We start from the raw sequence: 10,523 nt of genomic DNA, 5'->3' as shown, positions 1-10,523 counted from the left end.
AAATCTGCCGCAACGGTGCCACTGGATGCGAATTATATTGGAGTAGACGGCACTCAATACAACGGATCGGTTACATTACAACCCTATACTTCTAAAGTGCTGATTAAAAATGGCGCTTCAACTGTTACTGCAACCCCGTTAGCGGCCACTTCATCTGCCGGACCTATTGCCTGTTATGGTGGAACAGCTAATGTAGTTGTAAGTGCTAGTGGCGGTACGGCGCCATATACGGGAACGGGAAATTTTTCCGCTACCGCAGGCTCACAGACTTATACGGTTAAAGATGCGGCAGGCAATACGGCCACCACGACCATACTGGTAACACAACCTGCTGCTCCATTGCAAATCCAGGTGACTGCCGGTACGATATCCACGACTGGTGGTACCACTGATGTTGTGGTATCTGCTTCTGGCGGAACCGCACCATATGTAGGCGCAACAACTTATTATGGTATTGTTGCCGGAACCTACACATACTATGTTAATGACGCCAAAGGGTGCTCAGTTTCTTCAACAATTACAATAAGTAGCCCAACTCCCGTAGTTTCGCCAATTGTTTCGCCTATCGTTTCGCCAGTTGTATCTCCTGTCGTTTCTTCTCCGAGCCCAACGGTTGTCAATGGCAACACGGTGGTCAATGGAAGCAATCCTTATGGAACGCTCCAAAGCACCGCTACAACTACAGCCATCCGGTGTTTTGGAGATTATTCATCTGTCACAGTAACGGGTACAGGAGGAACAGCTCCTCTTAGCACTGTTGGTACATATAATCTTTATGCTGGTAAAGGCTCATTAAAAGTAGATTTTCCTTCAGCTGTAGATAATTATACTTCTATTTATTCAGGTATGGGAGCAGTGAGTTCATCCAAATACTACGTATTACGCTTTACTACATTAGGCACCACCGAGCAAGGATTATTGAGGGTGTATATTGGTGATATGACAAGTATTCTAACCAATGAGCCAAGCGCATCATTCGGAACCTCAAGAGTGGATCATCAATTCATTTTCTCCCCAACAGCTAATAGTTCGGCGGCACATGTTGAAATAGAAGTGAATCAAAATTCTGGAACTACTTATATTGATAATATTGCAGTATTCGAATGTACTGCTACAGGTACCTTAATTGGTGCCAATCTAATCAGTGGGGGTCAGTTTGAATCGGGGATTGATAACTTTACAGTTTGGAGTCCAAATCAAAATCATGTAGCCAGCTGGGACCAGACTGCAAAGATTAATGGCACCCACTATATTACTACGTATGATGCTGTTGGTTTGACGTCTACAACGATTATAACACTAAGCCAACCCGCTCAATTAGTGGCGCTCTCAGAAGCATTACCTATTAGTACACCAGGCGGATTTACTACGATAGGAGTTAATGCTGTCGGCGGTACTGCTCCGTATACCGGAACGGGCTGGTTTTATGTCAATGCTGGAACATATACTTATACGGTAACTGATGCCAATGGTTGTAGCGCATCTACAACTTACACAACAACTCAGTCAGGAGCCAGAATTGCGTCGGGTACCACAAGTGTCGGCACTACTGCTGTAGCTTCAGCCCAGCCACTTTCAAGCACTACCCTCTCGGTGACCACATTCCCTAATCCTACTACAAGTGAATTTGGATTGTTGGTTCAAGGTGGAACAAATGAGCCTGTTGAAATAACAGTGACTTCAAGTGATGGTAAGGTTCTCTTAAAAAGAAAGGGCACTTCTAACCAAAAATACCATTTTGGTAACGACTATTTACCAGGAATGTACTTTATCCAGGTAATTCAGGGTAAGACTTCCAAAACTTTAAAAGCAATTAAAACCCGGTCTTTTTAATGTATTGAATACTCGTTGAATAGGATGAGGGTTTTTAAATTATTCCCGGTTGCCTCAGGCAGCCGGGATTTTTTGTATGTGTACTTTATTTGATTTTTTCATATTTAACGATAAATACGGCCTACGGTGGTTCTAAAGTTCGACGGCTGCTGCTGCTAATTGATTAGCTTGTTGTCTTGTAGAGATTACGGTCCCCGATTCAAATTTGTCTTTTAATATTCTGTTCATTCTTTCTGCTGGGGCATTTTCATAAGGGTCCCATTGTCAGTCATACTAATAAAGATATTGTTATCAGTTAATTGATTTACATAGTCACCGTTGCAATTTTGAGCGCTGCAGTCAGAATTTGAACAGCCTATTTTTTACCTCTGGTCATAGGCAATATGTTATGCCGACGATAACTGAATTTATTACACTTCTTTGCAATGCTGTCTTGCGTTGTTGTTCTATGCAAGGTATCCCGACAGCCAGCCACATCTTACAGGCGTTGATGGCTGACTAATACCTCACCGTCAAAATTATTTTAGATGGAAGCAAACACAAACCCGGGATCAGCATTTTGCAATGATGGCCCTAAGGACGCAAAGTGAACAAAGTCAAAAAGCAATTCTGCCTGCAAAATAATATTGTCTTCCATTTGTTTCATTACTGGTATAAGGTGGCCATGAGCAGTAATCTGCCTGCAGTTTTTTTTGTTGCGCTAAACCTTGCACCAGCACATCAGGATATTGACCTACACCTAACCCTTGGCAGGCGGATTATTTTCATCAAACGGTGAGTACTGATTTTTAAAAGCATTTTTCTAAATTTTGCCGCATTTAGATTCGTGTGTTCAATATTGCTTTGTCAACGAGAGCTAACATTACAAAAACACCAGCTAAAGCATATTTGCAAAAAAAAATCCCGGATGCCTTGGGCAACCGGGAATAATATAAAACCTGTTAATCTATTTTATTTAGGACTACTTAACTCACTGAAACTTTTCTTAAAGCAATTAAAATTAACCTGCCCATACAAATAACTTATTTAAACCAGACATATAAAGTATCAGCAACTAACCTGGCGATATGTTTAAAAAACCGTCCTGGTGCGTATCTCAGGATGCTCCCGCCAAAATTGCCCAATAGCCAGGGGTAATATTTCATGTATACTTTTCTCTCGTTTTTTCCCCTAACACGCTGAATGTCACTTATACCATTACTTGTGGTGTAATATTTACGTAAAGCCTTATTGTAACAAATGACATCGTACTTTTTACTGAGTGTAAACCAAACATAGTTTTCAGGGTAATTGGAATGACGTACTTCGGGAAATGGATGCTTTTTCAACAAATCCAGTTTAATACATCCCCACTTTTCCCCCTGGAGGTTTAATTGATACTCTAACTTAAAGTTATTTGTCACGTATCCGTCTTCAGGATATAAGTCTCCAACTATGTTTTCGGAATCATTGTCTAGACATTGAACGTTGATACCACTGATTTTATCGAGCTGTTCAGGGCTAAACAAAGTAATCTTTTTATAAAAGAATTCCAGCGCTTCCGGTAAAAAACCATCGTCGGCATCGGCAGGTACAAAAAATTTACCTCTACCCAGCTTCACTCCTCTATTCCAGACACTGTGTTTCCCCCGATTTTCGAATTCCTGAAAAATGATATTAATGTCGGGAGGACCTTCGGTTTTAATTAGATTTTTTATAACTTCTGAAGAGTTGTCCTTAGATCCATCGTTGATAATTATCCACTCAAAATTCCTGAAAGTCTGTTTCGCCACACTTGAAAAAACACGCTGAATTGTATTTTCGCAGTTATATGCGGGTGTAAATACCGTAAAGAAAGGATTTTCCATAGACTAAAAAAAAATGATCATTATTAGTTATAATTATTGAAGTTGAGCAAAATATTACAGTTTCAATTACCCTCCATATCTTTCAACTTCTCACACCTTTCGCTCACCATTTGAAAGATCTAATACCGATTGAAATAGCTTTTACATAATGACCAGATCACTTGTAATCATTTCTTTCACAAGCCCTGCTAAATCGTACTTAGGTTGCCATCCTAATTTAGTTTTAGCTTTCGATGGGTCTCCTATCAATAGTTCAACTTCAGTAGGTCTGAAATACTCAGGATCAACAGCTACTACAATCTTACCTTCCGGCAATTGGTATAATGAATTGGAACAAGTCTTCACAACACCAACTTCATTCACTCCATCTCCTGTGAAATTCAGTTCGATACCTGTTTCATTAAACGCAAGTTTTATAAAGTCGCGAACAGTGGTGGTAACCCCGGTTGCAATTACGTAATCCTCGGCTACTTCTTGTTGCAAAATTCTCCACATGGCTTCCACATAGTCTTTTGCATGTCCCCAATCCCGTCGGGCATCGAGGTTTCCTAGGTATAGCCGGTCCTGTTTTCCTTTTACAATTGACGCGACCCCCCTTGTAATTTTCCTCGTAACAAAAGTTTCGCCCCTGAGTGGACTTTCATGATTAAAAAGAATACCATTACAGGCAAACATATTATAAGCCTCCCTGTAATTCACGGTAATCCAGTAAGCATAAAGCTTTGCAACTGCATACGGACTTCGTGGATAGAATGGAGTCGATTCACTTTGTGGAACGGCTTGTACCAATCCATATAGTTCAGATGTGCTGGCCTGGTATATTCTCGTCTTGTTTTCCAATTTCAAAATGCGAATTGCTTCCAGAAGCCGGAGAGTACCAATTCCATCGGCATTTGCGGTATACTCAGGTTCATCAAAACTTACTTTTACGTGGCTCATTGCCGCCAGATTATAAATTTCATCAGGCTGGGTCTCCTGAATAATTCTGATCAGGTTGGAACTATCAGTCATATCGCCATAATGTAGTTGAAAACGCACATTCTTTTCATGCGGATCCTGATATAAATGATCAATTCTTTGAGTGTTGATTAACGAAGAACGCCGTTTGATACCATGTACGATATACCCTTTTTCCAATAATAGATCGGCCAGGTAAGCCCCGTCCTGGCCTGTAATGCCAGTAATCAGTGCAGTTTTGCCGGAGATGTTGGTTGTTGTATTCATTTTTGATTTGAATTGTTATCTGTGGGTTATTAGTTGAAATGATAAATAACAGTCGGGCGCAAACATATTTGCAGCCTGGCAGTTTTGTATTTACATTACTGTTTACTCAGGAAATCCCTGTACGCGAGCCTTACACCTTCTTCAAGTTCAATTGTATGTTTCCAGCCAAGTGAATGTAATAAGGAAACGTCCATTAGTTTTCTTGGAGTTCCATCAGGTTTCGAGGTATCAAATACCAATTTACCTGGAAATCCAATTGTACTTTTTACTAAAGTAGCTAATTCGGCAATGCTAAGATCATGGCCTGTGCCGACATTTACAAGTTGCTCCTTATCATAGTTTTCCATCAGGAAATAGCAAGCGTTTGCGAGGTCATCCGCAAAAAGAAATTCACGTTTAGGCGTGCCGGTACCCCATACAACCACTTCTGGCTTGTTGGCAAGCTTGGCTTCATGCACCTTCCTGATCAGCGCCGGCAATACATGACTATTGTTTAAATCGTAATTATCGCCAATACCATAAAGGTTGGTGGGCATTATACTTATAAAATTGCAGCCATATTGGCTTCGATAAGCTTCACAAAGTTTGATACCAGCTATTTTTGCAATGGCATAAGGCTCATTTGTTTCTTCCAGTAACCCGGTGAGTAAATATTCTTCCTTTAATGGCTGAGGAGCCATTTTGGGATAAATACACGAGCTTCCTAAAAACATTAACTTACTGGCACCGTTTTTCCAGGCAGCGTGAATAACATTGGTTTCCATCATCAGATTGTCATAAAGAAACTCCGCTCTAAAAGTATTATTGGCATAAATACCTCCCACTTTTGCAGCAGCCAGAAATACATAGGCAGGTTTTTCTGTAAAAAAGAAATCATTCACGGCCTGTTGATTTCTAAGATCTAATTCACCTGATGTTCTCGTTATAATATTTGAGTACCCTTTTGCGGCTAAATTCCTAAATATTGCGCTACCGACCATTCCACGATGTCCCGCTATATAAATTTTGCTGTCTTTTTCCATATTATACTTAATACATTTTTAATATCACCTTCCAAAAAATCTTTCGTTTTAAGACACCATGCAACCCATTCAAAAAATACCAAAGGTAATGACGATTTATTTAATATCTTGAAGAGCGGGTTTTGACGCCACGTATTGAAAAGCCTTCAATGCCTTTATTCTTGTAATAACATTTGCTGTAAAAATTTGTGCACCGTCGTCATTCATATGCCGCACATCTTTAAAATAATTTCTATTATTTAAATAGGTCGTATCATTTATGTAATTCCAGAATGGAATTTGATTCTTTTCTGAAATCCTTTGCAATGTCTCAGTTGTTGGATTATATCCACCTTTATATACTTTATAGGCGGGAGAAACAATAACTACCAGGTTGATATTATTCTCCCGGGTTAACTTTATAATTTCTTCGAACGCTTTGATTCTGACTGAATCCAGCAGCTGACCATGACTTTCTATTGTTTTAATTGTACCATTCCATTTTTCAGTTAAAGGCACATATCCTGCATATTTTTTTTCACTTTCTTTGCGGTTATTAAGGTCAATTGAACCAGACAAAGCGGGAAGTAACACTGTATTAAATGAATAAAGAGTTGACATCAATTTATATTTCTCAAAAGGGCTCTTTAATTCTACAATGTCCCTGATTTCCGGATGCCGCTGATAGTAAGGAAAAAGAATTGACAGTCTATCCTCGGTTTTATAGGTATTTTTTTCAAACTCATCATCGTTTAAATCAAGCAGAAGTAATTTCGGAATGTATTTCCTCTTTAGCATGCATCGCAAGCTGGCCTCTTGATAGAGTATGAAATAACCATCTTCTCCAGCATTAAAGCAACTATGTTTCAAACTGTCCGTAATCATTTTTGAAACATAATGGTGTGATGCTTTTGAAGCCCCAAGGATAATTATGTCAGGGGTTGCCTTTTCAAAAACGTAAGTCGTACGATAATAGTAACCATGGTCCTGACTAAAATAAATTTTTTCAATAAAATATCCGATGCCTTTATCTAAAATTATCAACAGAATCAGAAAAATTCCCAACTTGACGAATAGCTCTTTTAACATGAATTAACTGTGCGGTTGCAATTGGTTTTAAAATTGAAAGTATATAAATTGGCCGCCATCAAAAACGCCCAATAACAGAATTAAGATAGAAACTGCAAGGTAAGCTGAATACCGTACGATTATATTTTGATGACTGAAATAACCCCAGGCAGAATGACTTCTATTTTCCATCCACTCAACAAACAACATGATGCCTATACCAAACAAGGGATAAAGCACCATATATTGTTCAGGAATAAAAAGACTTCCCTTGAAGTGGCAAATACCTTTGATTATATCAAGTGCGGCAGTAACACTGTTTGCCCTAAAGAAAATCAGGGAAAACGCAAAATAACAGAATGTGAAAATCACTCCCAAAGTATTATTTACGGCTCCTGGAATTTTTTTACGCAGATTTTTTCTGATTTTTTTTGTGAGAAACTCAATCGTTAAGATAGCACCCTGTAAAAATCCAAAAACTATGAAAGTCCAGTTAGCTCCATGCCAAAATCCAAGTACAATAAAAGTGATGAATGAGGCGTAAATAACCGCCCACTGTCCCCAATCCCTTTTTGCAATTGCAATAGGATTATAAAAATAATCTCCGAACCAGGTAGAAAGCGAAATGTGCCATTTTCTCCAGAATTCGGTAACAGATTTCGCCGCCAAGGGACGATTGAAATTCGGCATTAAGTCTAAGCCCAGTAATTTTGAAAATCCCAATGCCATATCTGTATAGCCCGAAAAGTCAGCATACATCTGGAAGACATAGAAAATAGCACACAATGCCAGTGTATATCCTGAATGCATAGCGGTATTGTCAAATACAGTACTTATATAAATGGATAGCCGGTCTGCAATCACTAATTTCTTAAAAAGACCCCAAAGAATTTGTTTCAATCCCGCAGAAACACCTGCAAAATCCAGTTTCTTTTGGAGGGTAAATTGAGGGAGGAAATGGTGCGCCCTTTCAACAGGGCCTGCTATAACTTTTGGAAAATACAGTAAATAAGTAGCAAAGTACCCAATATTTTTTTCTGCTAACTGATTGCCTCTTTTTATTTCAATTAAATACCCAATTGCCTGAAAAGTAATATAGGAAATTCCCAGAGGTGCGAAAATACTGATCAAAAAAATATTGTGAACAGAAGCCTCCACATGCAAAAGGTTTTGCCGGATATAATTGGCAAAATCAACCAGCATATTTGTAAAAAAATTCGTGTATTTGAAAAAGACAAGCGTTCCAACATTTAAAATTATACAGGTTAAATAAAATATCCTCCTTTTTGAAGCAGATGCAGCTTTTTCAATTTGAATCCCTCCGAAGTACGTTACAGCAATAATAAAAATTGGCACAAGTATATACAAAGGCGCAACATACATGTAAAAAAAAATGCTTGCGGCCAAAATCCAAATCCATCGCAGGGCTGCGGGCAGTATATAATTAAGACTTGCAACTATTACAAAAAATATAATAAAAGCAATTGAATTAAAAATCATTGTGGCTAATTTTTTCCAAAATTTTTACTGAACAATAAGGCATTCAATTTTAATATTAAATGAATCAGGGCTTAATATTATTTTATTTTACCTTCAATACTTGTAATAAGTTCTCCTACATTTTTCCATGTTTGAATCTCTTTTGAAGTAAACCGGATCTTGAATTTTTTTTCAATTGCAACCACCAGTTGAATATGCGTCAACGAATCCCATCCATTTACATCAGCGGCGGTTGTTCCTTCCGTTAATATTACATCTTCATCACTGTCTAAAGCATCTGTAAAAACCGTGTTGAGCGTTTTCAGTATTTCAATCCTGTCCATATTTTATTTTGTTTTTATGTAACAATTTCTATTTGTATAATTAACTACATTCAGTAGCCAGGTGTCGCCCGCTTTTTCAAAATCAAGCATTTCATAGTGTGTTTTTACCATTTCGTTTTTGGCGGTTGGCAAATATTCCCCTTTCAAATAGGTATACCCTTTCTCTTTTGCAAAATTTGCAATGGTATTAAGCACAAAATTTTCCATACCTCTTTTTAAAACCCGGCAACTCATAAACCAGGTATCTATAAATAGTGTATCGTTGTCTTCCTTTTTCAGAATTATTACACAAATCATCCCATTGTCACCAAATTTATCTTCCAGGGTAAAAGTAAAGGTAAAACACCCTTCTTCTGACCAAAGTAGTTCAATGTCAGCCTCCGTATATCTTACCGTTCTTAAATTGAATTGATTAGAGCGTTGTGATAATTGTGCTACTCTTGGAGTATTAAACTTGTTGAAAGGCTCTACCAGAGATTGCATATTGAGACTGCGTAAGAATTCATCCTCGTTAGTAAAGTTTTTCTTCAGAACTGCGCGCTGTGCTTCCACCTGATATAGTTTGGTACGTTCAGCATCCTCATTTGAAAATGAAATTGTTTCAAATAAATTTAAAGGATAAAGAAATTCAAGGTAATCGGCAGGATCTTCCGGCAGTTCCGGAACATATATTCCAGGAACATTTTCCCTTACAATATTTCTTTCAAAAGGATTATCATCTAAAAAAACCATTGAATCAAAACCAATATTGAGTATGTGTTGAATCTGACGAATATTATCCGCCTTATTTTCCCAGTTGGCGATAAACACGGCGATGTCTTCAAGACGCAAAACCATATCAGGGTGCTTTTCAAAAGGTTCTTTTGCAATTGATTCAGTATTTTTGCTGCATACAGCCAAAATAATCCCTCTCTGTTTTAATTTTTTAATCCAATACTGAAATTCAGTGAAAGCTTTACCAATCCCCAGGCCGCCTATCTGAATGTTTTCAAGTCCATCATCGCCAATCACCCCACCCCACAGCGTATTATCTAAATCCAGTACAAGGCATTTTTTAATTTTCCCATACATAGATGCTATTAATGAAACGGTTTTGTATGCAACTTCAGGCAAGATATCGATGCTCAAAACCATTTCAGTGTTGATGTATACAGACGGTTGGAAAAAATTAGTTTTTCCGAATTGGTTTTGAACAGAGGATAAATCACAGCAATAGAAGTTCACCTGTCTGGCACTATATAACATTAACTCATAATTAAGTTTTCTTAACTGGTATAGAAAGGATGAAACAATTCTGTTGGCCAAACTTCCAAAAACAGAATCGTCTATTTCTGTGTAGTTGAACCAAATAATTTTTGTTTTAAGTAAATTATTAATAGTTGAAACAACGGAGTCTGTCTGCTCAAGATGTTTATCGGCAAAACTGCTTTGCTGCCCCGGGTCCAACTTATTGTATTTCCCAAGCAACTTGTGAGAGGAATAAAATACGATAATAATTTCCGGATTAAATTCATAAAGCTCCGAGGAGGGATCAAATACCTGCCTTTCAATCTGGTTAAAATCCGCCTCCCACACATCCAAATTTAAACCTGCCTCATAACCTGCACCCCGAACTGCCTGTGACAGGAATTGCGTGGCAGAATCACCCAACAAGGCAATTTTAATTTTAGTAAATCCGCTAAAATCTTTTTTCAAATTTCTTTTTAATTCGCTAAATGTCTGCATAG

Annotated in this window: 8 protein-coding genes; 1 reads left to right on the top strand and 7 read right to left on the bottom strand. The window is 38.1% G+C overall.

The window, feature by feature from the left end; translation table 11 throughout:
- Window positions 1–1,833, top strand: a 1,833-nt coding sequence (locus JWR61_RS25710; RefSeq protein WP_301930529.1) for a T9SS type A sorting domain-containing protein, incomplete at its 5' end; no start/stop codon positions are given.
- Window positions 1,834–2,855: 1,022 nt separating this feature from the next.
- Here JWR61_RS25710 and JWR61_RS25705 read toward each other — a convergent pair.
- From JWR61_RS25705 to JWR61_RS25675, 7 genes are all read right to left on the bottom strand, one after another.
- Window positions 2,856–3,680: a glycosyltransferase family 2 protein gene (locus JWR61_RS25705; protein WP_301930528.1), complete on the bottom strand. Its 825-nt coding sequence runs from the start codon at window positions 3,678–3,680 to the stop codon at window positions 2,856–2,858.
- 141 nt (window positions 3,681–3,821) lie between these two features.
- Complete coding sequence (gene gmd / locus JWR61_RS25700) at window positions 3,822–4,904, bottom strand: GDP-mannose 4,6-dehydratase (protein ID WP_301930527.1); 1,083 nt, start codon at window positions 4,902–4,904, stop codon at window positions 3,822–3,824.
- 95 nt (window positions 4,905–4,999) lie between these two features.
- The gene (locus JWR61_RS25695; RefSeq protein ID WP_301930526.1) at window positions 5,000–5,926 is read right to left on the bottom strand and encodes a GDP-L-fucose synthase; all 927 of its coding nucleotides are present in this window, start codon (window positions 5,924–5,926) and stop codon (window positions 5,000–5,002) included.
- Window positions 5,927–6,022: 96 nt separating this feature from the next.
- On the bottom strand, window positions 6,023–6,994 hold the full coding sequence (locus JWR61_RS25690) for a hypothetical protein (RefSeq protein WP_301930525.1): 972 nt from the start codon (window positions 6,992–6,994) through the stop codon (window positions 6,023–6,025).
- Between the two features lie 27 nt (window positions 6,995–7,021).
- Window positions 7,022–8,176: an MBOAT family protein gene (locus JWR61_RS25685; RefSeq protein WP_367881824.1), complete on the bottom strand. Its 1,155-nt coding sequence runs from the start codon at window positions 8,174–8,176 to the stop codon at window positions 7,022–7,024.
- A gap of 374 nt (window positions 8,177–8,550) precedes the next feature.
- On the bottom strand, window positions 8,551–8,796 hold the full coding sequence (locus tag JWR61_RS25680; RefSeq protein WP_301930524.1) for an acyl carrier protein: 246 nt from the start codon (window positions 8,794–8,796) through the stop codon (window positions 8,551–8,553).
- Between the two features lie 3 nt (window positions 8,797–8,799).
- Window positions 8,800–10,491, bottom strand: coding sequence for an HAD family hydrolase (locus tag JWR61_RS25675; protein ID WP_301930523.1), 1,692 nt, complete (start codon window positions 10,489–10,491; stop codon window positions 8,800–8,802).
- Window positions 10,492–10,523 lie beyond the last annotated feature (32 nt).

The sequence above is a fragment of the Ferruginibacter sp. genome, from assembly GCF_028288465.1.
Taxonomy (GTDB): domain Bacteria; phylum Bacteroidota; class Bacteroidia; order Chitinophagales; family Chitinophagaceae; genus Ferruginibacter.
Note: the sequence above shows the minus strand (reverse complement) of the source record. Positions and strands in the feature narration are given on the sequence as shown.

Excerpts from the sequence above, each read along its gene's own strand:
- JWR61_RS25705 (WP_301930528.1), bottom strand. The coding sequence starts at position 3,680 with ATGGAAAATCCTTTCTTTACGGTATTTACACCCGCATATAACTGCGAA.
- gmd (WP_301930527.1), bottom strand. The coding sequence starts at position 4,904 with ATGAATACAACAACCAACATCTCCGGCAAAACTGCACTGATTACTGGC.
- JWR61_RS25695 (WP_301930526.1), bottom strand. The coding sequence starts at position 5,926 with ATGGAAAAAGACAGCAAAATTTATATAGCGGGACATCGTGGAATGGTC.
- JWR61_RS25690 (WP_301930525.1), bottom strand. The coding sequence starts at position 6,994 with ATGTTAAAAGAGCTATTCGTCAAGTTGGGAATTTTTCTGATTCTGTTG.
- JWR61_RS25685 (WP_367881824.1), bottom strand. The coding sequence starts at position 8,176 with ATGCTGGTTGATTTTGCCAATTATATCCGGCAAAACCTTTTGCATGTG.
- JWR61_RS25680 (WP_301930524.1), bottom strand. The coding sequence starts at position 8,796 with ATGGACAGGATTGAAATACTGAAAACGCTCAACACGGTTTTTACAGAT.